Here is a 23,806-nt window from a genome sequence, read left to right as displayed (position 1 = left end):
GTAGTTATTTTAGCATACATATTTTTTACAATTTGATAAATTGTTAGCAGCTAGAATAAAAAAAATTGAGTGTCTGTATTTGGGAAAATAATATTTTGCGCCCCAAATGGGACAAGATAAACTTAAACGATTTGCCGAATTTGCTCAAATGGAACATTGCTTTGATTTTCCTTACGATTTAAAAGGCAAATGGAGCAGCGAAGTATTTAAAAATAACAATCCAATTGTATTGGAGCTGGCTTGTGGAAAAGGAGAGTACACCGTTAATTTAGCACAAGCACATCCTCAAAAAAACTTTATTGGAATTGATTTGAAAAGCAACAGGATGTGGAAAGGGGCAACCATTGCGCTGCAAAACAAACAAACCAATGTTGGTTTTATTAGAATGGTGATAGAAAAATTAGCATTGATTTTTGATGAGCATGAAGTAGATGAAATTTGGGTAACATTTCCTGATCCTTTTCCAAAAGACAGACACGACAAACACAGGCTTACCCACCCACGTTTTTTAGAGGTTTATAAAAGGGTTTTAAAACCCAACAGTTTTATTAATTTTAAAACGGATGATGATGCCTTGTTCCAATATACTTTAGAAACATTAGAGCAGGTAAATATAAAACCCAATGAAGTAATTATGAATGTGCATGAAGATGCACATAGTTATGATGAATTGAGAAGCATAAAAACACATTATGAAAAGTTGTTTTCGGCAAAAGGAAGAACGATAAAGTATTGCCAGTTTAAGGTTGATACTTTAAAAATTCCGGCTGATATGGACGTAAATCTAATAAAATAATTACATTGCCCCGAAAATAATCACAATAGAGTGCAATAAAGTGATTGAAAAAACGTTACATTGCAAGTTGCACTTTGAACTATAAAAAAATATTTTAATTTTGTTTATTATGAACTTGTTAAAGGCTGTTGCCATTATTTTATTTACAACAATTGTATCTGTACAAGTAAAAGCTCAACAGATTGAGGTTGGAATGCTTTTTGGAGCTTCACAGTACATGGGAGATTTAAGCGATGAAAAGATAAATTTCGGCAACTCCTATTTTGCTACATCTTTGTTTGGAAGATATAATTTTAACAATAAATGGGCTGTAAAAGGTTATGCCGGATATGGAAGAATAAGTGGTGATGATAAGCAAAGCTCTGAGGCTGCATCGAAATTACGTAACCTTAATTTTTATACTGATCTTTTTGAATTTAGTGTTCACTTTGAATACAATTTGCTTAAAAATAATTTAAGAAATATTTCAGCAAGACCGGTTATTCCTTATGTTTTTGGTGGCATTGGTGTATTTAACTTTAACCCTAAAACTGATTTTGGCGGAAGAACGGTTGAGTTACAACCATTGGCTACTGAAGGGCAAGGTTCAACTACTTATAATAGTTTGCAAAAATATAATTTGACTGAAATATGTATTCCAATGGGTGTAGGTATCAGGGCAAGAATTAGCGATGCTTTTTATTTAGGATTTGAAACAGGTATTAGGTTTACTACTACTAATTATTTGGACGATGTAGGAGGTGTATATGGTAGCCGTGATGTTATTAAAGCTACCACAGGAGCTGAAGCTGCTTTACTAGCTGATAGAAGTTGGGAAATAGACAGAAGCTGGGAAGCCAATGGCACGGTATCTGTTGGTGTATTTAAAGAAGGTGATAAAAGAAGTAATAAAAGTTTTATACAAAACGATATTTATTTTATGTCGGGTATAACTATAACTTATATAATAAGATTGAAAGGACAAAGCTGTCCTACATTTAATTAATACTACTTGAAACGGATTTATTTTATAGTATTTATAGCTTTAATTGGTAAAGCCAATGCGCAAGATATAGATGTGGGTGTTGGATTGGGTTTGGCTAATTATTGGGGGGATTTGGCACCAAGCATTGCTTGGGGAGAAACAAAACCCGCAGGTAATATTTTTGCACGGTATAATTTTAATACAAGTTGGGCGGTAACAGGCCAAATATCAGCTTTACAAGTAAGTGGCAGCGATAAAAACTTTGATTATAACCAAGTAAGGAATTTAAATTTCACTTCTAACATTACTGAGTTTTCAAGTTTATTTGAGTTTAATTTTTTAAAGTACGGTTACGGTGTTTTGGATAGCAAATTTACCGGCTATGTATTTGGCGGAATTTCCATGTTTAGCTTTAATCCTCAAACCCGTTATGCAGGCCAAACTATTAATTTACGCGATGTAAAAACGGAAGGTGTTGCTTATGGTACCTACTCATTTGCTATTCCATTTGGCATAGGTGTTAAATATATTTTCAGAAGAAATTATAGCCTTGAAGCCAATTTAAATTTTAGAAGAACATACACGGATTATTTGGATGATGTAAGTACCAAATATGCTGATTTAAGCGCTTTAAGTATTGCTACACAACAAATAGCGGACAGAAGTTACGAAGTAATAGGTGTTACCTATAATAGAGCAGGATATAAAAGAGGAAACCCGGATTATAACGATTGGTTTATGACTTTAAGTGCCAGCCTTGTGTATAGAATACCGGGTAGAATTAAGTGCAATCGTTTTTATTAAATGCATTTGTTGGCTCATCTATATTTTCTGCCAAATCTTTCAAAAACTGCTTACGAGTAATATTTACGGCACCTAAATTAAGCAGGTGTGGATTGGCTACTTGGCAATCAATCATTTTAAACTGAAATTTTTCGAGGTATTGGCTTAGGTATATCATAGCCATTTTACTGGCATTGCTTACGGTATTAAACATACTTTCGCCCATAAAACATTTGCCTAAAGCCACTCCATAAAGCCCGCCAACCAAGTTGTTGTTTTGCCAAACTTCAATACTGTGTGCAAACCCCTGTAAGTGTAAAATATTGTAAATATCTATAATGTCATCACTTATCCAGGTACCTTCATCTATTCGCGTATTGCGGCATTGGTTTATTACTTCATTAAACGCTTGGTCAATGGTGCATGTAAATGTATTTTGATTGATAAGCTGTTTCATGCTTTTGCTTATTTTGATGTCTTTAGGATAAAGAACCATACGTGGGTTTGGACTATACCAAACGGGTAGTTCTGATTCATTAAACCAATGGAAAATGCCTTTTTTGTATGCTTTTAAAATGAGTTCGGGCGAGAAGTTACCACCAATGGCTAGGATACCATTTTTATCGGCTTTCTCTGGGCTGGGAAAAACATCATCAATGATATAATATAAAGGCATACTTCTATTAAAGCTCTTTTCTAAGACGAGCAACTGGTAGATTTAGTTGCTCTCTATATTTAGCTACTGTTCTGCGGGCTATGTTGTAACCTTTTTCTTTTAGAATTTCCATTAATTTTTCATCGGCAAGCGGTTTATGTTTATCCTCTGCTTCAATGGCATTTTTTAAAATTTTCTTTACTTCATGGCTACTTACTTCTTCCCCTTCATCGTTGGTTATACCTTCGCTAAAAAAGAATTTTAACGGAATAATTCCCCAACTTGTTTGTACGTATTTACTGTTGGCTACCCTGCTTATGGTTGAAATATCATAACCGGTCATGTCGGCTATGTTTTTTAAAATCATGGGACGAAGTTTTGTTTCATCACCATCTTCAAAGTATTTTATCTGGTATTGTAAAATAGCATTCATGGTGCTTAATAAGGTATTCTGACGTTGTTTTATACTATCAATAAACCATTTGGCTCCATCTAACTTTTGCTTAATAAATAATACGGTATCTTTTTGTTCTTTACTGGGTGCTGCACTCGCATCGTATGCTTTTAATGCATCCATATACGTACGGCTAATACGTAAATCAGGTGTGTTTCGCCCATTTAAAGTAATGCTAAGTCTTCCACCATCTTCTATCAATGTAAAATCAGGTGTAATGTATTGGGCGCCTGCGCCACCATAACTATCGCCTGGTTTAGGGTTTAGTTTGGTAATAATGCCAATAACTGATTTTATTTTTTCATCATTTAAGTGAAGTTCTTTTGCTATTTTCTCGTAGTGTTTTTTTATAAACTCATCGAAATATTTCTCCAATACTTCTATGGCTAATTCAATGGCACGGTTATAATAATCTTTGCGTTTTAGCTGGATAATTAAACACTCTTGTAAACTTGTTGCACCTATGCCCGGTGGATCCAGCTTTTGAATTTTAATTAAAACGTGTTTCATTTCATCCAAACTGGCATCCAAGTTTTGGGCAAATGCTAAATCGTTTTGTATAGCATCTAATGATCTGCGTAAATAACCATCGTCATCAATGGTACCAATAATTTGACTGCCGATAATTTCTTCTTTTTCGTTGGCAGCAACAGCGCTAAATTGTTCTAATAAAGCATCGTGAAAGGATGAGGTTTCAACGATGGGCGTTTCCTTACGTTCTTCATCTCCTTCATCGCTTAAGTGAAAACCATCAGGTTCATACTCATCGTTTACATATTCTTTTACATCAAAGCTTTCATCGGCCAGGTAATCCTCCACACTTGCTTCTTTTTCGTACTCTTCATTTTCCTGCGATTCAGTCTTAGGGTCTTCACTTGGCAAGGCATCTTCATCCTTGTTATTAAGCAACGCAGGATTTTCTATCATTTCCTGATCAATGCGTTGCAAAAAATCAACGGTATTAAGTTGCAATAACTTAATAAACTGAATTTGCAAAGGCGATAACTTTTGCTGTAACTTTTGCTGTAGACCTTGTTTTAACATTTTATGTTTCGAAAATAGGAAAACATCCTTTATCTACTAATTTTTTTTACTTACGAGTCAAATAAATTAAGTGTTTTGTTTACAAAGCCTTTAACCAATTTAATTTTTTTATATAATTCTGCTGGATTAAACGGTTTGGTAATAAAATCATTCATACCTACTTCCAGCACTTTTGATTTGACATCGCTAAAGGCATTAGCTGTTAAAGCGTAAATGGGAATTTTTTTGTTAAATTTACGAATAGCTATAGTAGCATCAAAACCATCCATTTCGGGCATTTGAAGGTCCATTAGTATTAAATCGTAAACATTGGCATTGGCTTTTTCAATGGCTTCTATTCCATTTTCTGCCACATCAAATTGAATACCCCACGATTTTAGAAATTTAGTGGCTACAAACACATTTATTTTATTGTCTTCGGCTATTAAAATTTTCATATCAGTAATAGGTTCAAATTTATTACCGGCATTGGCTTCTATTTCTGAAAGTTCTTTTTTGTTATTGTTAAAATCTATAGTAAAATAAAATTTTGAGCCCATGCCGGGTTGACTTTCTACATATATTTTACTTTGGTGCAGGTCGACTAATTTTTTTATAATGGCTAAGCCTAATCCTGTTCCTCCAAATTTGCGTGTGGTATCGCTACTGGCTTGAGTAAACTGGTCAAAAATGGTTTTTAACTGTTCTTCTGAAATGCCAATACCTGTATCTGACACTTCGAAATAAATGCTGGTATTTTCAATATTAGTACTTAGTAGTTTTGCTTTTATACTTACCATTCCTTCATCGGTAAATTTAATGGCGTTGCTTACTAAGTTGAATATAATTTGAGTGAGTCGGGTAGGGTCGCCAATTAAGTAATGGGGAATATTTTTATCTAATTCAACGGCAATTTTTATTCCTTTTTCCTTGGCATTAATTTCAGCCAATTGTTTTACTTCATTTAATAGTTGACTGATGTTTAAATCTGTTTTTTCCAACTCTACTTTACCTGCTTCTATTTTACTAAAATCTAATATATCGTTTAATAAATGCATTAAGTTTTCGGCTGAAAATTTAAGTGTTTTAAGAGAATCAACCTGATCAGGCAAATGTTGCTGGTCAAGCAATATATTAGTAATGCCAATTACGGCATTCATAGGGGTTCTTATTTCATGACTCATGGTAGATAAGAAGGTGCTTTTGGCTTTGGCAGCATCTTCAGCATCATCTTTTGCTTTTATAAGCAGGTCTTCTATTTTCTTAATTTCAGTAATATCACGTACTGCTCCATCAAAAAACTCTTCCCCATTTTCATCAACCAAACGTTTGCTGCTTAGTAAGCCCCAAAAAGTAGAACCATCTTTACGTTTAAAAACGATCTCTTTGTTTTCAATAAAATTGCTTTCCCGGATTAATTCTACAAAATGTTCCCTATCTACTTTGTTATAATAAAACTCTGAAGCATGAATGCTCAATACTTCGTTGAAATTTGCATAGCCAAACATTTCAATAAAAGGGTTGTTGGCATACATTACTTTGTGGTTACTGTTTACCCTATATATACCTTCTTTTATGTTTTGACTTATTGATTCGAGCAGGGTTTCTGTTTCGTTTGCTTTTACTTCTAATTCTTTTCGTGAAGTAATATCGGTTAAGGTACCTATAAACCTAATGGCTTTACCCTGTTCGTTGTATTCAGCTACTTTACCTTTATCTAATACCCAAATAATAGAACCGTTTTTCTTTATTTTTCTGTGTTCGTTTTGGTAGTATGGAGTACGCCCGTAAATATGGTCGGTAAAGCTTTGTATAACATTATTAATGTCATCTGCATGTATGGAGTTTTCCCAGGTTAATGTTGAGTTATCATACTCGTCTGCTGAGTAGCCAAGCATTTCTTTATAAATAGGTGAATAATAAATGGTATCTTTTATTAAATCAAAATCCCATACGCCATCTCTACTACCTGTTAAAGCAAAATTCCACCTTTTCTCTGCTATCTCCAGTTCTTTTTGTGTGTTCTGAAAATCGGTAATGTCTTCAATAATGCCAATAATTAAATCGGGTTCATTGTCTTCATCTAATAAAGGAACTTTAATAGTTTTGGTAATAATGGTTCCATTGGGTGTATTGATACTTAAATTGCTTAACAACAATGCTTCTTTTGATTGTGCTACCATACCATCGGTATCTATGTAGTCGTCTATATTTTCATCAGTGTTAAATATATCAAAATCTGTTTTACCCAATACATCTTGTTGCAAAATACCAAACATGTTTTCAAGCTCTTTATTCCAGAGCACATAAACCATGTCGTTTTTAGCATCTTTAGCAAATATACCAACGGGTAAGGTTTCAATTAGTTTATTTAAAAAATCGCGTTGCCTGATGGTTCTTATTTCTTGTTTTTTACGTTCGTTAATATCCTCAACTACCATTAAAACATGTTTGGGTACTTGGTTTTTAACTACTTTGGTTCTGGCAGAAAACCATTTTTTTACGCCATTTATCTCTTGCTGATAATCTGTTTGGGTGTTTTCGCTGGTATTAAAAGTATGCAATAGGGCACGTTCTAAAGGTGCCGCAAATTGTGGGTTAACGGCTTCGGATATGGTTTTACCGATGTAATATTCTTTTTCATTTTTTAACTTATCAGCATCGTTAATCCAAATGTTTTTATAACGTAAGTTTTCATCAAATTCAAAAACCACATCATCTAATGAATCTATGAGATTTTCTAAATTTTTCTCTTTTTCAATAATCTCTTTTTGATTAATAATTTGCTCGGTAATGTCGGCTCCGTTAATGGTAACGCCTACAATTTCGTTGTTGTTAAATACAGGGCTTAAATACAGGTCTACGTATCTATAGGCATTATTGACAAAAAGCTGCTTTTCTACCTTAAATTTTTCTCCGTTTAATGCTCTTTCATATAAATTTTTCCAATAAGAAATGTCCTCGTGGTTATCGCCTTGGAAAAATTTTTGCCCTTGTGAAATTTTTTGATTGTACAGCAATTCGTAGGTATTGAAAAAAGAAAGATTGCCGTAAATAATGGTAAAGTTTTTATCAATACTCCAAATAGCGTTAGCAGTATTTTCAATTAAACTTTTTATTTGAATATCTTCTGTTTCTTCCTTGCTTTCAATTGGGGTTGGAATATTATCAGCAGCTGTGACAGCAGGTGCTACACTTATTTTTTTGATACTTAAAATACCTATAGCAATTAAACTGCTTAAGTTAATTAAAAAATAAAGAGGTGTATTATTGGTTCTAAATGGTGTGGCAACCAGTTTGGGTGTGTTTGCAAAATTAACCAAAGCAAATACAGCTAAAAACATAGCTATGGGCATTACATAATCCAATATATTTTTATTGGCTTTTTGCTGTATCAATACATAATTGATAAGGAGTAATGTTAAATAGTTTAAATAGTAAGCTGAATTGCCATTGATTCCATCATCAAACAAATAAAAAAATACGGCTGAAAAACCATTGAAAAATAGTAACAGGTTTTGTGTTTTGCTGGTATTAAATAATGCGGCTATAGTGCCATATATAGTTATTTGCAAACTCGACAGAAACAAGAGCACCCACTGGCCGGTAAATAATTGATATACCATACCTAGTGCTGTTGCACATAAATAGTAAAGTATAAATGATTTATTGGTGCTTTTTTCTGTATTCATTTAAGGTAGCAAATTAATAAGTTATCCCTAAATTATATACTCCATTTTTAAACAATTTCACTTAATAGCCAAGGCTTGTTTATATTGTATTTTAAGAAACCATTGGCTACTTCCAATGGGCTAGCTATATTGTTTTTATAAAGGCTTCCGGTTCCTAATCCTTGTGGTAATTGGGTGTTTAAGCTGCTACAATATTGGGCAATAGCATTTAAACCAATATTGCTTTCCAATGCAGAGGTAAACCACCAGTTTATTCCTTGTTGTTGTGCATGGTCAATCCAGATTTTACTTTTGGCTAAACCGCCAATAAGTGTAGGTTTTAAAATTAAGTATTGTGGTTTTATAAAACGCAGAAGCGTAGCAATATATTGTTGTTGTATACCAATCAGCTCTTCGTCTAAGGCAACAGGAATAGGCGATTTGGCACAAACCTCCTGCATAAATGGTGTTTGTTTGGCTTTTACGGGTTGCTCTATACTGTGTATATCAAAACGTTTTAACTCGTTTAATTTTTCAAATACATCAGCATTGGCAAATGCGCCATTGGCATCGGTTCTTATTTCCAATTTAAAGGCATTGTGTTTTTTGCGGATACTTTCCAGTAAACGACATTCTTCATCAAAATCCAATGCACCAATTTTAAATTTTATACAGTTGAAACCGGCTGCTATTTTTTGTTCGGCTTCCTGTAACATTTCGGGTGCCTGGTTCATCCAAACCAAGCCGTTTATGGCTATGGGTTTGTTTTGGATAAATGGATTATCACAAATTTTACGGGTACCTCCAAAATTTAAATCGGCTAGTGCTGTTTCAATACCAAATTCAATAGCAGGCCACCCAGTTAAATCAATGTTTTTTAATAAAACACCGTTATTTAAATTATTTAAAACATTTTGTAATTGTATTTCAAAATTATCTACTGCATCTATACTTAAACCTACTAATGGAGCAGCTTCTCCTATACCATATATGTTTAAATTTTCGTGGTGTTTTATGATGTAATAAACGGTATGGCTTCGCAAACTACCACGGCTTGTAGTAGCCGGTTTGTTAAACAATAGAACATGTTTTTTATAGGTAAACATTGTATTGATGCGTTGTTATTTGCAGTTGTTAATACAGTAAATAGCGGTGTTTTTGTCTTCTATTGAAAGGCCTTCAAAATCTTTAACTTTAGTGAGTAGTTCAGTAGAAGCACTGCATTTACCTTGTTTAAAATAAGCTACGCCTAAATTCCATTCTAAACTAGGATTGTTCGGATTCATTCGGTTTGCTTTTTCGAGGTAATACACCAATTTGCTTAATTGTTTTTGGTTTTTTCCATTGCCAAGCATGGTTTTATAGGTTTCTGCTGCATATAAATATCCGTTTAAAAAATTAGGATTAATAGTACAGCATTGTTCAAATAATAAAGCAGCTTTGGTTAAATTGTTTCTGTTTAATTCAAGTACACCCAATGAAAAATGAGCATCTAAATAATTACTGTTTTGTGCTACTGCTTTACTTAAAATTTGGTATGCACTGTCGTTATAATAAATAGATTGGCTGGTATCTGCTACTGCTTTGTTTAAATAATATTGACCTAAAATATAACTTACCTTTTCGTTTTCTTGTTGGCCTTTTTTACTTACCAGTTCTTTGGCATATTGGTAGTCGCCTAACGATAAATAGTACAAGGCACTTTCTATATCAGCATCAAATTTTTCGTTTACCTGTTTGTAAAAAGGATTGAATGTGTAATTAAATAAGTTAGCCAATGTGCCTGTTTGCAAAGTTGGGTAAGCACTTATGCTAATATGTTTCCTGGTATTTTTTTTCTTTATAAAAACAGAAACCAATGGATCAAAATAAGCGAGTGAATAATTGCTGTCATTGTACAAACCTGTTTGTAGTTTTTTAAACTGACTGTTGAGTACAACAGCTGCTTTAAAATGGTAAATGCTGTCGAAATATTGGTACTCGTTATAGTAGCTGTAAATGGCTGCGTTCCTTTGAAAAAAAGAATCAGGAAAAACATCTAAATCCCTTAAATCAATAAACGATTTAAAGTGTGGTTGTAATTGGTATAATAAATAGGATGAAGAGATGTAGTCGGAAAAAATTATTTCTTTCTCTAAATTATTTTGTTTGATAAAATTAGCCGCTCCAATAGGATTTTTACTGGCCAAAATACTCATTCCGTAGCTATCGTTTGAGTGATTAAATGTATAATAATAGTTACTTGCTACACCTATATAAAACGAAAGTCCTAAAACTATAGCCATGCTTATGCTTATTAAGTTTAAACGAGCAATGGTTATTTTTTTATTTAAAAACGGTGCTAGTTGAATAATAGTTTGTACTACAAAAGGAGCAAGTAGTATATTGATAAAAACCAAATTTCTATAGGCCCCTAAAGCAAGTATGGTTAATGCTACAATGCTTAAACTGTTTCCTAATCCTATTAGTTGTATGGTGTTAAATAATTTTCTTTTTGATTGAAAAAATTGGTAAACAAAACCAATAAACGTTATGATCAATAAAATGAGGGTACTGTAGGTGTTTAATTGCCAATATTCAAATGAAGTATAGTTTGACAACTCAACAGTATATTTATTGGTTTGTAATTGCTGAAAAATTTCGAAAGGTTTTTGGTACATGCTTGTACCGTATGGATTAATAGCAATTACCAGTATGCTTAGTATGGCAGCAATACTTAAATAGACAGGCTTTTCGCTGGTTTTATTTTTAAAATAAATGAACCATTCACTAACTAAATAAATAAAAATAACAATTAAACCGAGTCCAAATGCTTCGTGTAAATTGGTCCATAAAAGCTGAATAAGAGGCAGTATAAAAATAATTTTCTTATTACTTTTAAAACGATTGACATAGTACAAAAACATCAGTGCAAAAAGGTGCGAAAACATTTCAGGTCTGCCAATAATACGGTAACTAATATTGGCTAGTACTAAAAGTGCAATGAATATGACTATGTTTTTTTGCCAATAGTTTTTTTGAACAGAAGGATTAATTATATAGATAAACTGAAGCAGGTAATAAATAAGGCCAACACTTACCAATACTTGTAAAACAGGAATAGATGCAGGCGAAAAAAATTGAGCCAATAATGCAATTATTACTTCAAAGCCCCATTTTATATTAACCCACGAAACGCCAAAAAAGGTAAATGAAAACACATCGGTTGTTGGAATGGTTTTGTGGTCTATTATCCATTGCCCTGTGGCCAACTGCCACCAAATATCGGGTTCTTTAATACTTTTTATACTTAATACAACACCAACTAAAAACAATAAAGTGAGGGCTACTTTATAAGCTAATACATAGTTTTTATTTTCAGTATTATTTTCTGCTGTTGCTCGGTGTGTATTTGTTTTGGTTGCCAATATGATTAAAAGTATAGATTAACGAATAATAACATCTGTAATTAATTGCTGATTGGCTTCTGTGTTTACAATAGCCATTATTTTACCACGCTGATACATCAATTCATTACGTAGTGCATTCGATTCAATTTTTAAATGCATCACTCCTTTTTTGAAGGAAATTTCTTGCGTGTTTTTAGCTATTAAGGCTCCAACCAGCCTTTCCCAGTTATTAATAATATTTACTTCGGCCAGTTTACTATCAAGATGTTGACTATGTAAAAACTCGCTGATAGCACTTTTTAAAGTTTGTTCATTTGATTTTTTGGCTTGCATAATTTTAACAGAAAACAATAATAGGTCAAATTTGGCAAACATTTTTAGCAATCTCAAGGCCTTTTGAACGACTTGTCCATTCAATTTTATTCAGTTGGTTCGTTTTTAGTGCTTTAGTAACTAGCCTGTTAGTATTAATTAAACAAAATGCCTGAGGATGTGTGTTATTGTTAAAAACTATTGGAAAACATGTAAGCTAAAATGCTGCAAATTTGCCGAAGTAATTATTTAACAATTTTGAAATCAGATTTTTATTTTTATAAACGCACCGTAAGTTTTTTATTTTGTGGTATTTTTTTTATCAGCAGCCATGCTCAAACTATTAATTGGAAAAAGCAAAACGATTGGGTTGATAGCGTATATGCTAAACTAAGCAATGATGAAAAAATAGCGCAGCTAATGATAGTAGCCGCTTGGAGCAATAAGGATAAAGCCCACGAAAAAGATGTGGAATGCCATGTAAGCGAAATAGGAGTTGGCGGATTGATATTTTTTAAAGGCACTCCAACCAAACAAGCTGTTTTAACCAACAGGTATCAAAAAGTGGCCAAAGTGCCTTTGTTAATTGGTATTGATGGTGAGTGGGGTTTAAGTATGCGTTTGGATAGTACTCCAGTGTTTCCTCGTCAGTTGGTTTTTGGCAGTGCTAATAGAACAGAATTAACTAGGAATTTTGGTATAATGGTGGGTAAGCAGTGCAAGCGAATGGGTATTCATTTCAATTTTGCACCCGATGTTGATGTGAATAATAACATGAGCAACCCGGTTATAAATGACAGAAGTTTTGGAGAGAGCAAATACATAGTAGCTAAAAACGGAATCGCTTATATGCAAGGCATGCAGGATGAAAACATTTTGGCTTCTGCCAAACATTTTCCCGGTCATGGCGATACTGAAAACGATTCACATTTTGGGTTACCAGTCATAAAAGGTTCGCGTAAACGACTAGATAGTCTGGAACTTTATCCATTCAAAGAGTTAATTAACCACGATGTGGCTGCTATTATGAGTGCGCATTTATCTGTTCCTGCTTTGGATAGTACACCCAATTTGGCTTCCAGTATTTCGCCAGCAATTATAAAAGGAGTACTTCAAAAAGAAATGGGTTTTGAAGGCATTATTATTACTGATGCTTTAAACATGAAGGGCGTAAGTGGTTCTTATTTGCCAGGCGAAGTAGCAGCCAAAGCTTTGGTAGCGGGTAACGATTTTTTATTGTTTGTAGAAGATGTGCCTTTAAGTATTTCTATTATTAAAGATTATATAAAAAGCGGGCAGCTAAGCTGGGCGCAAATTGAACAAAGCTGTAAAAAAATATTGTTGGCTAAATACTGGTGTGGCTTAAACAAATACCAACCTATTGATGTAAATAATTTATATGCTGATTTAAACAATTACGAAGCTGATTTATTAATTAATCAGGTAATAAAAAATGCTATTGTAGTGGCACGTAATGGCGATAAAATTATTCCCATTCAAAATCCTGAACAATATAAAATAGCTTCCATTAATGTGGGTTCGTCAGGCTTAAGCGATTTTCAGATACAACTAAGTCATTATTTAAAAGCCGATTATTTTGCGATAGATAAAAACGAAACAAAAGAAAACTTTGATAGTCTTTTAGCTAAAAGTGACTACTATAATTTGATTGTAGTTAGCCTACACAATACGAGTAGGTTTGTAAGTAAAAAATTGGGCTTAACGCAAGCACAAATTGATTTTGTAAAACAATTAGGCAGCCGCAATAAAGCCATTTTAGTAAACCATGGTAATCCTTATATTTTACAGCATTTTGATAGTTTTAAAAATGTAATTGTAGCCTACGAAGATTTACCTATTTACAATAAAATGGCTGCGCAAATATTAGGAGGCGGAACAGAGTCGAAAGGAAAGTTACCTGTTTCTGTAACTTCGGCTTTTGCATTGGGAAGTGGGATAGAAACAGAAGCATTGCCTAAGTTTGATTATGTATACCCGGAAGAGGCTAAGGTTGACCATAAAAAATTAAAACAAATTGATAGTATAGTAAACAATGCCATTGCCCAAAAAGCAATGCCAGGTTGCCAGGTTTTTGTTGCCAAAGGAGGTAAAGTAATTTATAATAAATCATTTGGTTTTCAAATGTACGACAGCGTAACACCAGTAAAAAATAACCATTTATACGATGTGGCTTCACTGACCAAAATACTCAGTACCACTTTGGCTGTTATGAAACTGTATGAAGAGAAAAAAATTAAACTGGATGATAAAATAGGCATGTATTTGCCCTTTTTGAAAGGTACTGATAAAGAAAAAATAAAAATACAGGATATACTTACACACCAGGCAGGCTTAACTCCTTTTATTCCTTTTTATAAAAGTACTTTACTGGCCAATGGTCAATTAAATCCTATTGTTTATGCTGATACACCCAATGAAGAATATACTTTGGAGGTGGCAAAAAATATTTATATCAATAAAAATTACGAAAAAGAAATTTGGACAACCATTGCCAATAGTGAGTTGAAAAAACCAGGTGAATATTTGTATAGCGATTTAGGTTTTATGATGCTGCGCAAAATGGTAGAGATAATAACCAACCAGGAATTTGAAAGCTATTTGCAGGAAGAGTTTTATAAGCCATTAAACTTATCGACTATGGTTTATAATCCAATAAAAACAGTTAACAATAATTGGATAGTACCAACTGAGTACGATTCTGTTTTTAGAAAACAATTGGTAAAAGGTTATGTACACGACCCTGCAGCGGCTATGCTTGGAGGCGTGAGCGGACATGCTGGATTATTTGCCACGGCTAACGATGTAGGTATTATTATGCAAATGCTTTTAAACAAAGGATATTATGGTAATAACAGGGTTTTAAAAGCAAGTACGGTAGAAATGTTTACCCATAAGTTTAGTAAAAAAAGTAGGAGAGGTTTAGGTTTTGATAAACCTGAAATGGATTTAACAAAAGACAGTCCCGCCAGCCGCGAATGCAATAGCAGCGTTTTTGGCCACCAGGGCTTTACAGGCACTTGCACCTGGGTGGATCCTGAAAATGATTTGGTATATGTTTTTTTAAGTAACCGTGTTCATCCGAGTGCTGATAATAAAAAGTTTGGCGAGTTAAGTGTAAGAACCAAAGTGCAAGACGCCATTTACGGAGCTATAAAAGATTAAACAGAAAAAGCTGTCTCTTTGGACAGCCTTTTCCGTTTAATAAACCTCGTACTGTTATTTTGCTTTGTTGCCCAGCATGAGGAATTCATTGACAATAATTTCTGTAACGTATCTTTTTATACCGTCTTTATCGGTATAGTTACGGTTACTTAGTTTTCCTTCAATAGCTACCTCGCTACCTTTGGTTAAATATTTTTCAGCTATATCTGCTTGCTTACCCCATACTATTAAGTTGTGCCACATGGTTTCCTCTACTTTCTGGCCGTTTTCATCTTTGTAACTTTCATTGGTTGCAATACTAAATTTAGCTAATTTTTTTCCATTAGTAGTTTCTTTTACTTCTGGGCTCATGCCTAAATTACCAATTAAGCGAACGCTGTTTTTTAAGTTGTTCATACGTGTTGTTTTTGTTCTTAAATGAATAATAATTTTTAACTTGTTGTTGCATTTATGTTTTGTTGTAAATGAACGATGCAAAGATGTGGCAGCCTTAAAAACAAAGCCGTATGGTAAGCGCGTATTAACGGAAGTATCCGATTTATCCGTTTGCAATCGGAAAATATAAAATGTATATTGCTTTAAAATTCAACTAAATGGAAACAAAAACCTGTGCTACCTGTGGCGAACCGTTAAAGGGCAGAATTGATAAAAAATTTTGCGATGATGCTTGCAGGAGTAATTTTAACAATAGGTTAAATAGCGATGCAAGTGCCTTTGTAAAGTCGGTAAATAATATTTTGCGTAAGAACAGGAGAATTATTGAAGAGCTTATTCCCGAAAATGAGAGTAAGACCAGCGTAAGTTTAAAAAAATTACAGGATAAAGGATTCAACTTTTCATACCATACGCATACTTATGTAACAAAAGCAGGTGTTACTTATTTGTTTTGTTATGAGTATGGTTATTTGCCTTTAGAAGGAAACTTTTTTACTTTGGTAAAGCAGGAACGATAGGGTTTATAAAAACAGCCAGTAAAACTCCGTACTTGGCCCTACACGCAAAGTTGGTAAAGGAATTTTTATATAATTCAGGGTGCGTGCTAATATTTTTTGTCCATCGGTTTTTTGAGGTATTATTTTTCTCCAGTCAATATCAAGCGATAGGTAATATTCGTAATTACCCTTTCCTTTGTTTTCTGGTTCATTAATGCCTTTATAGTACCAATTCAAAGTATTGTCAACACCAAAACCTCCTGCCAAACATAAAAAATCTGGCCATACTTTTTCAACCTTTGAGCCTTTAGGAAGCCAATCATTTAAACTTAAAGTGAGCCAATAAGTATGGTTCATATAATCGTCAATCCAATCGCCATGCGAAAATTGTTTGAAGTAATAATCATCGTGTTTGTAGTAACTAAACTTAAAGTTAAAAGCGTTTAGTTTAGGGAATTTATATTTTAAATAAGGAATGGCACTGCCTACAGTTCCTGCTGCTATATCGCCAATACTAAAACCATACGTTTTGGCAAAACCATCTTTTATTTCAATAAAAGTTTGCATAGTGGTTCCTAATACAAAAGAATATAAATAGGCTTTGTTTTCATTTAAACCAGTCCATTTTAAAGCATCGTGGGTTAACTCTGCCGAAATTAATCCACCCATTAAATGCGCACATTTATCCAAATTGATGGCATATTTATAATCGGCTCCATCATCAAAATGAAACGATTGTTTGTTTTCGCTCCACCAAACATTTTGTACATAAATATAAGAAGCGGCCAGGGTTAACGAACTTGCGCCTAAAACAATGGCGAGTCTTTTTTTATTAATGGAAGAAACTGCTGTATTGGCTGTATCGGTGTTTTGATTTGATTGAGCAAAACCGGTTTGAAATACCAATAAAAGCAAACATGTAAAGTAAAAATACCTGGATGTTATTTTTTTCATTGCGAACAAATATAGCCTTTTTAGGAAACTTTACTATTAGCGTATTGTAAATGTTTTAAGACATATTTTAACACAGCATTTACACTATAGTTATGCTTTATGAAACCACTAAAATTAATCCTTACGTTTAATTTTTTTCTTTTCTTTGGTAGGCATTTTATTAATACGCTTATAGTAACCTGTTTTATTAGCAGCTACATAAATGGTTAGTTTCTGTCCTTTTTGAACTTGATTAGATTTAATCTTATTCCATTTTTTTATGTCGGCATTGGTACAGTCAAACCAATCGGCTATATCATTTAAAATATCGCCTTTCTTAACTACATATGTTACTTTGGCTTGCTTTACCTTTTTGTCACCTGCATCATCTTCTTCAACAACGTCTGTTTTTTTCTTTTTAGGTTTCGAATCGTCTTTAACCTCTGGTGTTGCTGGTTCCGTTGTTTCTGTTTTCGGCTCTTCCTGTTGTATAATTATGGGTGTTACTTCTGTATTTACTGGTTTGTAAACACTATCGTGTAGTAAGTAAAACAAACGCGATTTGGCTTTAGGTAATTTAACAAAATAACCATCAGCACTCATGGGTATAATGTCTTTTTTAAACACAGGGTTAAGCGTGCGCAAGTCTTCTATACTAACAGTCAGCGTTGATGCAATTTGTTCAAACGATAAAGGTTTATTTACTAAAACACTATCGCTTTCTATTAATAAATCAGGATTACTCGGTTTAATATTATGTTCTTTATAATAGTTCATAATATAAGCAGCTGCTACAAATTGCGGATAAGCATCGCGGCAAGCAGTTGGTAAAAACGGATAAATGTCCCAGAAATAAAGACTGTTACCAGCCATGCGAATACATTTGTTCATGGTTGTTGGTGAGCAACCATACGCACCAATTACCAATGGCCAGCTTTTATAAATACTGTATAAATCTTTAAAATGCTGTGCAAATACGGCCGAAGCTTTGTTTGGGTCGCGTCTTTCGTCTACAAAGGTATTTACCTTTAGTTTGTACATACGCGAAACAGGGTAACTCATACTCCAAATGCCACTGGCACCCGAAGTACTTACAAATTGCGGATTTAGTTCTGACGATGATAAAGCCAAATATTTTAAATCGGTAGGTAAGCCTTTTGCTTTTAAATGTTTTTCTAATAACGGAAAATAGTATTTGCTTAAACCTATTAGTTCTTTTGTTTTATCGGGGTTTTGTAAATATAACTCAATAAATTTTTTTACTTCTGGTTTATACAATAACTCAGTTTGCGAGCGCAATTGTGCTAAACGCTGTATATATACCTGCTCTTGTGCATTGCCTAAAAACGGCAATACAGTCATAACAAATACAAATAGTTGCGTAAGGCGTATAAAAAAATTGGATTGTTTATATTTCATCGACAAAAAATAAGTTAAGGTTGTACAGAGGTTATTGTACAATTTTAAACGTTTAAAAAACAAAAATTAGTTTAAGTAATTAAGATGTAAACATCTTAAAGGGTAATTGGTCTTATATTGTTGACCATTGAAAGCAGTTTTCCATCCTCTTTATGGTTGGCCATTAACTGTAAGCCAATAGGCATATTGTTCTGGTCTTTTTCATAAGGAAATGAAAGTGCTGGAATACCTACTATATTGGCATGTAACGTAAATATATCGGCTAAATACATTTGAATAGGATCGTTGCTTTTTTCGCCAATTTTAAAAGCAGTTGTTGGTGCTGTTGGCGATAGTATAAAATCAAAATCCTGAAATATAGCTTTGGTTTTATTGGCTATTAACCTACGCACTTTTTGAGCTTTGGTATAATAAGCATCGTAGTAACCTGAGCTTAATACAAAAGTACCTAACATAATTCTGCGTTTTACTTCTGGTCCAAACCCTTCGGAACGAGATTGACGTATGGTTGTTTCAATATCGACAGCTGAACTACTTCTATGCCCGTAATGCATACCAGCATAACGCGATAAATTGCTTGAGGCTTCAGCAGTAGTTAAGGTATAGTAAACAGGAATCATTAAGTTTAATTCGGGTAAACTAACTCCTTCTACCTGGTGACCTTTGCTGGTTAATTCTTTAATTAAATTTTCAGTTGCTTGTTTTACTTCGGGTTGTATGCCTTCCATTTCAAGCGTTTCTTTTATATAAGCAAACTTGTATATTTTACCTTCGGTATCAAAGTTAAAATTAACTGGTTTTTCTTGAATAGTGGTTGCATCGTATTCATCAGGACCAGCCATTATTTCCAATAAAAGCTTGGTGTCGGCTACTGATTGGGTAATAGGGCCAATAATATCGAAACTACTTGCATAAGCTATTAAACCCCAACGCGAAATATAACCGTAAGTGGGTTTGTAACCAAAGGTACCTGTAAAAGATGCAGGCTGGCGAACAGAGCCTCCTGTATCGCTTCCTAAAGCAGCATGGCATAAATGGGCTTGCACTGCTACTGCAGAACCTCCAGAACTACCGCCCGAAACTTTGGTATTATCCGCGTGGTTTAAAACGGTTTTATAAGCAGAGTTTTCGTTAGAAGCACCCATGGCAAACTCATCGCAATTCAATCGGCCAATAATAATTACATCTTCCGCTAAAAGTCTTTCAATGGCAGTAGCAGAATAAAGAGAGGTAAAGCCTTCTAAAATTTTTGAAGAGGCTGATACATGGTGGTTTTTATAACAAATATTGTCTTTTATACCAATTACCATTCCAGCCAACTTACCTGCTTTTCCCTGGGCTATTTTTTCATCAATATTTTTAGCAGCAGCTATGGCTTCATCAGCCCAAACTTCTAAAAAAGCATTCAGGTGCTTTGTTTCCTCAATACGTTTTAAATATTGGTTTACTATGCTTTCAACATTGGTTTGTTTGTTGGCTATGGCTTGGTTAATTTGAGTATATGATATAAAATTTTCCAATGATAATTTTTTATTTAGGAGGCTAAATCAGCCCGATTATTAAACAAAAAAATTCCTCTGTGCAGAGGAATTAATAAAATATGGTTTAAGGCAAACGGATAAAAAGGAACTTATTCTGCTTCTTTTTTCTCTTTGGTTTTCATGCCTTCTTCAATTTGGTCTTTTACGTTTTTCTTGGCATCGTTAAATTCACGCATTCCTTGGCCAATGCCACGCATTAATTCAGGAATTTTTTTACCACCAAATAATAATAGTATAGCTAACAAAATTAGTATCCATTCGCCACCACCTAAGTTTCCTATAAATAATAATGTATGATTCATAATTGATTGATTTTGGGCTACGAATGTAAGTTTTATTTTTGGTTTTGGAAACTAGTTTTTAGTTCAATAATTGATTTATGTTATATTCAATTTTGATTATTGGAGCAATACACTACGCATACTTAAAGAGCCCAAATCAAAATTGTCGTTAAAGAAATGTAACTCATCGTTTTGCTGGCGCAGGCCAAGGGTGTACATGAGGGGTAAATAATGCTCGTTTGTAGGGTGAGCCATTTGCGCCACGTTCCCTAATTTTTGGTACTCAATTAATGGAGTCGGGTTGTTATCTTCTAACGATTTTTTTACCAAATGATCAAATTCCAAAGCCCAGTCGTAAGGTTGCGAATTGTCGCTCCACTTAAGTGCCCCTAAATTATGTACCACATTGCCACTGGAAACAATTAACACACCTTTGTTACGCAAAGCCGCTAATTCTTTGGCCAAATTATAATGGTAAAGCGGGTTTTGGCTATGGTCATAGTCAAGGCTCATTTGAAAAACAGGTACATCAGCTTTGGGGTACATATTGCGTAATACTGACCAGGCTCCGTGGTCCAAACCCCACTCAAAGTCTTCGTGTATTTTGGTTGATTGCACGGTACTAATGGCTAATTTAGCATAATCAACTGCACCCGGTGCAGGGTATTGTACCTGAAACAGTTCTTTTGGAAATCCGCCAAAGTCGTGAATGGTTTTGGGTTTTTCGGCTAAGGTTACAGCGGTGCCTTTGGTTTGCCAGTGAGCCGAAATACATAAAATAGCCTTGGGCGGATTTAGTTTTTTACCTATTTCTTCCCATTTGGTGCGGTATTTATTATCGGTAATGGCGTTCATGGGATTACCATGGCCAACAAATAGTACAGGCATTTTATCGCTGCTTGTTTTGTCTCCCATTAGGTTTTCAAATTCTTTATTGTTCATTGCTTTGCTGAGTAATGGCGTTAATAACAGGGTTTTTATGAATGATTTTCTATTCATTGTTTAATGTGTAGGCCGTGTTTTTCTTTTGTAATGGTAAATATAAATACAAAAAAACTAGAAAACAGTTTTGTAATAGGTTCAAATTGTTCTAGACTTGGCTTGAACTGACGGATTTTGTAGAGACGTTGCATGCAACGTCTCCTTGCACTCGCTCGCGTTTCGCGAGTGAGTTTATAAGTTGGCGTTCCGCCTATGCTATTTTAGCTGTTTGGCTGATTCTTGATTTGCACGTAAAAAGACGTTGCATGCAACGTCTCTACATTTCTACTCATCCGATTTGTTTTTGGCTTTCATCAATAATGTATAAGCATTTTTTACCACAATGTTTTGCTGGCTTAGGTTTTCGCTTTCCAATATTTCGGTATAGTTATTTTCGATAGCACCTGTTTTTACGGCTACCATTTCAAATTGATTTTTGCTTTTTTGTACATATACATATTGTTTTCCTTCATACCTTACAATGGCCTCGCTAGGCAAAACAAATGCTTTGTTGTTTTTAGTTTCAATTTCGGCATTCATATACATACCCGGCAATAGGGTTTTATCGTAATCGTTAAAATGACAATGTACTTCGGCACTTCTGTCGTTGCCTAAGTTTTGTCCTATCAATATAATTTCGCATGGATGTTTTTTATCGGGCTCGTTATTGGTATAGGCTACCAGTTTTTGCCCAACCGATATTTTAGCTAAATCTTTTTCAAAAATGGTTAAAGCCAAATGTATATCCAACGGATTTACCAATTCAAAAAGTACTTCGCTTGGTTGGGTGTACTTGCCTATATTTACATTTACTTTTGATACATATCCGTTAATAGGTGAATAAATATTAATGCTTTTTGATATATTGTTTTCGTTTAACTGCTCAGGGTTGATGCCAATTAGTTTTAGCTTTTCTGCTAAAGCTTTTACCATTACTTTATGGGTTATAAAATCGGCTTCGGCTTGCTGATATACTTTGTCGCTACTGGCTTTGCTCTGGTTTAATTCCTTTTGCCTTACGTACTCGTTTTGTATATAGTTTAGTTGTGCTTTATTGGTTAAGTAATCTTGTTGCAGTTGTATATACTGTTGGTCCTGCATAACGGCTAATACTTCGCCTTTGCTTACATGCATACCAGCCAATAATTTGCTTTCTTTTAAATAACCACCAAGTGCAACACTGATAGATACCATGTTTTGTGGTGGTACATCTATTTTGCCATTTACTTTTAATACACTCGATATATTTTTTTGCTCCAATTTGCCTACCACAATATTGGCATTTACCAATTGTTCGTTGCTTAATTCAATCAAGGTTTCATTATCAACTGCTGTTGCTTGCTCCACGGGTTTGTTGTTGCCACAAGCGGTCAAGAGTAGCAAAAGGAGTAGGGTTGTATAAGTAAAAGTTCTTTGTCCAACAAGTTCTCGTCCGATAGCTATCGGACTCCGCTCAAACTGACTTTTTAAAATATGATATATAAAATGTGATGTTTTCATGAAAGTAATGTGTGTTTTTGATTTGATAAAATATTATCGTTAGTCCAATCAATATGTTTAATAAATGCTGTTTGCCTTACTGGGCATTTGGGTATATTACAAATGGCGCATTGTGTAGGGATACATCCATCTATATGAATAAAAAATTCCACGCTGTTGTCAAAGTGTTTTTTGAGTAGATCAGTTAAGGTATCTAATAGGTGGTGTCCCTCTTTTACATTAATATAATAAGGCACTGTTAAATGGCAGTCAATATGATAAAAGCCGGCATAATTTATTACACGCATATTGTGTACATCAATCCAATTGGTATTTCTATGTTCGTTTAATACGCTTACTATACGGCCTATTATTTCGGTGTCCGATTCATCCATGATACCTGAAATGGCTTTGCGTATAATTTTGTAACCTGTGTAAATAATAATGAAGGCAAACAATATAGCTGCTGCACTATCTAACCAGGTATAACCTGTTAATAATATCAAACCAATACCTGCTAATAAACCAATAGTTGAATAAGTATCGCTTTGTAAATGGGAACCGCTGGCAATAAGGATAGGAGAGTTTTCTTTTTTTCCTTTTTGAATACAAAAGTAACCGACAATATAATTAATAAGCGCGGTAACAGCTACAATAATTAAACCGTAATCAAGCTGTTTTAACTGTGGTGGATGTATAAAATTAAGTGATGCTTTATATATAATAATCAGGCCTGCTATGCTTATTAAAATGCCTTCAATGGCTGATGATAAAAATTCTACTTTACCATGTCCGTAAGGATGTTCTTTATCGCGTGGTTTGGAAGAAAGAATAATGCTGTACAAGCCTATCAGCCCCGCTATAATATTTACGGTGCTTTCCATGGCATCGGTTAGTATAGCTACTGATGAAGTAATATACCATGCGATTACTTTTAAAATAAATAAAACAATGGATACGGCTACCAATAGCTGTTGCATTTTTATGCTGTTTACTTTTTTTGTTTCCAT

Annotated in this window: 19 protein-coding genes; 5 read left to right on the top strand and 14 right to left on the bottom strand. The window is 34.0% G+C overall.

Translation table 11 applies throughout. From position 1 onward, the window contains the following. Window positions 1-106 precede the first annotated feature (106 nt). The 3 genes from trmB (at window position 107) to V4538_05935 (ending at window position 2,564) form a co-directional block, all read left to right on the top strand. Entirely contained in the window at window positions 107-796 is a 690-nt protein-coding gene (trmB, locus tag V4538_05945; GenBank protein MES2380561.1) for a tRNA (guanosine(46)-N7)-methyltransferase TrmB, read from the top strand. A gap of 109 nt (window positions 797-905) precedes the next feature. Next, window positions 906-1,781: a DUF6089 family protein gene (locus V4538_05940; protein ID MES2380560.1), complete on the top strand. Its 876-nt coding sequence runs from the start codon at window positions 906-908 to the stop codon at window positions 1,779-1,781. A 6-nt stretch (window positions 1,782-1,787) separates the two neighbouring features. Next, entirely contained in the window at window positions 1,788-2,564 is a 777-nt protein-coding gene (locus V4538_05935; protein MES2380559.1) for a DUF6089 family protein, read from the top strand. On the opposite strand, the gene aat is transcribed toward V4538_05935, so the two are convergent. The 6 genes from aat to V4538_05905 are packed head-to-tail and all read right to left on the bottom strand — an operon-like array spanning window position 2,542 to window position 12,110. Next, a complete protein-coding gene (aat, locus tag V4538_05930) occupies window positions 2,542-3,219 on the bottom strand; it encodes a leucyl/phenylalanyl-tRNA--protein transferase (protein ID MES2380558.1) in 678 nt (225 codons plus the stop codon). The two genes, V4538_05935 and aat, sit on opposite strands and share 23 nt — an antisense overlap. A gap of 7 nt (window positions 3,220-3,226) precedes the next feature. Continuing rightward, a complete protein-coding gene (gene rpoN / locus V4538_05925) occupies window positions 3,227-4,696 on the bottom strand; it encodes an RNA polymerase factor sigma-54 (GenBank protein MES2380557.1) in 1,470 nt (489 codons plus the stop codon). Between the two features lie 50 nt (window positions 4,697-4,746). Then, on the bottom strand, window positions 4,747-8,367 hold the full coding sequence (locus V4538_05920) for a PAS domain S-box protein (protein MES2380556.1): 3,621 nt from the start codon (window positions 8,365-8,367) through the stop codon (window positions 4,747-4,749). Between the two features lie 47 nt (window positions 8,368-8,414). Then, window positions 8,415-9,452: an o-succinylbenzoate synthase gene (locus V4538_05915; GenBank protein MES2380555.1), complete on the bottom strand. Its 1,038-nt coding sequence runs from the start codon at window positions 9,450-9,452 to the stop codon at window positions 8,415-8,417. Window positions 9,453-9,467: 15 nt separating this feature from the next. Beyond that, the gene (locus V4538_05910) at window positions 9,468-11,753 is read right to left on the bottom strand and encodes a hypothetical protein (protein MES2380554.1); all 2,286 of its coding nucleotides are present in this window, start codon (window positions 11,751-11,753) and stop codon (window positions 9,468-9,470) included. 18 nt (window positions 11,754-11,771) lie between these two features. Further along, window positions 11,772-12,110, bottom strand: coding sequence for a DUF721 domain-containing protein (locus V4538_05905; GenBank protein ID MES2380553.1), 339 nt, complete (start codon window positions 12,108-12,110; stop codon window positions 11,772-11,774). Between the two features lie 195 nt (window positions 12,111-12,305). Here V4538_05905 and V4538_05900 point away from each other — a divergent pair, with 195 nt between their 5' ends. Then, a complete protein-coding gene (locus V4538_05900; protein ID MES2380552.1) occupies window positions 12,306-15,230 on the top strand; it encodes a glycoside hydrolase family 3 N-terminal domain-containing protein in 2,925 nt (974 codons plus the stop codon). A 54-nt stretch (window positions 15,231-15,284) separates the two neighbouring features. Here the strand turns inward: V4538_05900 and ssb are convergent, their stop codons facing one another. Then, the gene (gene ssb / locus V4538_05895; GenBank protein MES2380551.1) at window positions 15,285-15,626 is read right to left on the bottom strand and encodes a single-stranded DNA-binding protein; all 342 of its coding nucleotides are present in this window, start codon (window positions 15,624-15,626) and stop codon (window positions 15,285-15,287) included. A 197-nt stretch (window positions 15,627-15,823) separates the two neighbouring features. Between ssb and V4538_05890 the strand changes: the two genes are divergently transcribed. Then, a complete protein-coding gene (locus tag V4538_05890; protein ID MES2380550.1) occupies window positions 15,824-16,183 on the top strand; it encodes a hypothetical protein in 360 nt (119 codons plus the stop codon). Window positions 16,184-16,186: 3 nt separating this feature from the next. Here V4538_05890 and V4538_05885 read toward each other — a convergent pair whose 3' ends face one another. The 7 genes from V4538_05885 to V4538_05855 form a co-directional block, all read right to left on the bottom strand. After that, window positions 16,187-17,116, bottom strand: a complete 930-nt coding sequence (locus tag V4538_05885; protein ID MES2380549.1) for a DUF2279 domain-containing protein — start codon at window positions 17,114-17,116, stop codon at window positions 16,187-16,189. 114 nt (window positions 17,117-17,230) lie between these two features. Beyond that, entirely contained in the window at window positions 17,231-18,514 is a 1,284-nt protein-coding gene (locus tag V4538_05880) for a transglycosylase SLT domain-containing protein (GenBank protein ID MES2380548.1), read from the bottom strand. A gap of 95 nt (window positions 18,515-18,609) precedes the next feature. After that, window positions 18,610-20,034 carry an Asp-tRNA(Asn)/Glu-tRNA(Gln) amidotransferase subunit GatA gene (gatA, locus tag V4538_05875; protein ID MES2380547.1) on the bottom strand — a complete coding sequence of 475 codons (1,425 nt, stop codon included), beginning with the start codon at window positions 20,032-20,034 and terminating at the stop codon, window positions 18,610-18,612. Between the two features lie 110 nt (window positions 20,035-20,144). Beyond that, on the bottom strand, window positions 20,145-20,357 hold the full coding sequence (locus V4538_05870; GenBank protein ID MES2380546.1) for a twin-arginine translocase TatA/TatE family subunit: 213 nt from the start codon (window positions 20,355-20,357) through the stop codon (window positions 20,145-20,147). A 96-nt stretch (window positions 20,358-20,453) separates the two neighbouring features. Next, window positions 20,454-21,335, bottom strand: a complete 882-nt coding sequence (ygiD, locus tag V4538_05865) for a 4,5-DOPA dioxygenase extradiol (GenBank protein MES2380545.1) — start codon at window positions 21,333-21,335, stop codon at window positions 20,454-20,456. A gap of 267 nt (window positions 21,336-21,602) precedes the next feature. Then, a complete protein-coding gene (locus tag V4538_05860) occupies window positions 21,603-22,817 on the bottom strand; it encodes an efflux RND transporter periplasmic adaptor subunit (protein ID MES2380544.1) in 1,215 nt (404 codons plus the stop codon). Next, window positions 22,814-23,806 carry a cation diffusion facilitator family transporter gene (locus V4538_05855; protein MES2380543.1) on the bottom strand — a complete coding sequence of 331 codons (993 nt, stop codon included), beginning with the start codon at window positions 23,804-23,806 and terminating at the stop codon, window positions 22,814-22,816. Before V4538_05855 ends, V4538_05860 begins: the two co-directional genes overlap by 4 nt.

Source organism: Bacteroidota bacterium (assembly GCA_040388375.1).
GTDB lineage: Bacteria > Bacteroidota > Bacteroidia > UKL13-3 > UKL13-3 > JAAFJM01.
Note: the sequence above shows the minus strand (reverse complement) of the source record. Positions and strands in the feature narration are given on the sequence as shown.

Excerpts from the sequence above, each read along its gene's own strand:
- trmB (MES2380561.1), top strand. The coding sequence starts at position 107 with ATGGGACAAGATAAACTTAAACGATTTGCCGAATTTGCTCAAATGGAA.
- V4538_05940 (MES2380560.1), top strand. The coding sequence starts at position 906 with ATGAACTTGTTAAAGGCTGTTGCCATTATTTTATTTACAACAATTGTA.
- aat (MES2380558.1), bottom strand. The coding sequence starts at position 3,219 with ATGCCTTTATATTATATCATTGATGATGTTTTTCCCAGCCCAGAGAAA.
- rpoN (MES2380557.1), bottom strand. The coding sequence starts at position 4,696 with ATGTTAAAACAAGGTCTACAGCAAAAGTTACAGCAAAAGTTATCGCCT.
- V4538_05920 (MES2380556.1), bottom strand. The coding sequence starts at position 8,367 with ATGAATACAGAAAAAAGCACCAATAAATCATTTATACTTTACTATTTA.
- V4538_05915 (MES2380555.1), bottom strand. The coding sequence starts at position 9,452 with ATGTTTACCTATAAAAAACATGTTCTATTGTTTAACAAACCGGCTACT.
- V4538_05905 (MES2380553.1), bottom strand. The coding sequence starts at position 12,110 with ATGTTTGCCAAATTTGACCTATTATTGTTTTCTGTTAAAATTATGCAA.
- ssb (MES2380551.1), bottom strand. The coding sequence starts at position 15,626 with ATGAACAACTTAAAAAACAGCGTTCGCTTAATTGGTAATTTAGGCATG.
- V4538_05890 (MES2380550.1), top strand. The coding sequence starts at position 15,824 with ATGGAAACAAAAACCTGTGCTACCTGTGGCGAACCGTTAAAGGGCAGA.
- V4538_05885 (MES2380549.1), bottom strand. The coding sequence starts at position 17,116 with ATGAAAAAAATAACATCCAGGTATTTTTACTTTACATGTTTGCTTTTA.
- V4538_05880 (MES2380548.1), bottom strand. The coding sequence starts at position 18,514 with ATGAAATATAAACAATCCAATTTTTTTATACGCCTTACGCAACTATTT.
- V4538_05870 (MES2380546.1), bottom strand. The coding sequence starts at position 20,357 with ATGAATCATACATTATTATTTATAGGAAACTTAGGTGGTGGCGAATGG.
- ygiD (MES2380545.1), bottom strand. The coding sequence starts at position 21,335 with ATGAATAGAAAATCATTCATAAAAACCCTGTTATTAACGCCATTACTC.
- V4538_05860 (MES2380544.1), bottom strand. The coding sequence starts at position 22,817 with ATGAAAACATCACATTTTATATATCATATTTTAAAAAGTCAGTTTGAG.
- V4538_05855 (MES2380543.1), bottom strand. The coding sequence starts at position 23,806 with ATGGAAACAAAAAAAGTAAACAGCATAAAAATGCAACAGCTATTGGTA.